Origin of the sequence: Pseudoalteromonas sp. GABNS16E, assembly GCF_028598715.1 — a bacterium.
Taxonomy (GTDB): Bacteria; Pseudomonadota; Gammaproteobacteria; order Enterobacterales; family Alteromonadaceae; genus Pseudoalteromonas; species Pseudoalteromonas atlantica.
The window spans coordinates 1-321 of the sequence record NZ_JAQREZ010000182.1 but is presented as its reverse complement, the minus strand read 5'-3'; the positions used below and the strand labels follow the sequence as shown (position 1 = coordinate 321).

The following is a 321-nucleotide window of genomic DNA, read 5'->3' as shown; positions in this document are numbered from 1 at the left end:
AGCCTGGCAATGTCCTACTTTCACATAGCAAATGCTACACTATCATCGGCGCTGTTTCGTTTCACTACTGAGTTCGGCATGGGGTCAGGTGGGTCCAAAACGCTATGGTTACCAAGCAAATTAGGGGGTCAGTCCGTTTTCACGTACCAACTAAATTTGGAAAATTCTGATAATATTTTTTAAGTCTAAGTATTTATCTACTTTAGCTATTAACTTCTGTCGCTTGTTTCTGTCACAAAACGCGTTTGGCGTTGTATGGTTAAGCCTCACGGGTAATTAGTACAAGTTAGCTTAATGGCTCACACCACTTCCACATCTTGC

Annotated in this window: 1 rRNA gene; it reads right to left on the bottom strand. The window is 41.7% G+C overall.

Annotated elements, in window-relative coordinates:
- Position 1 precedes the first annotated feature (1 nt).
- Positions 2 to 116: ribosomal RNA gene (gene rrf / locus PSI06_RS21210) — 5S ribosomal RNA — on the bottom strand.
- Positions 117 to 321: the final 205 nt, after the last annotated feature.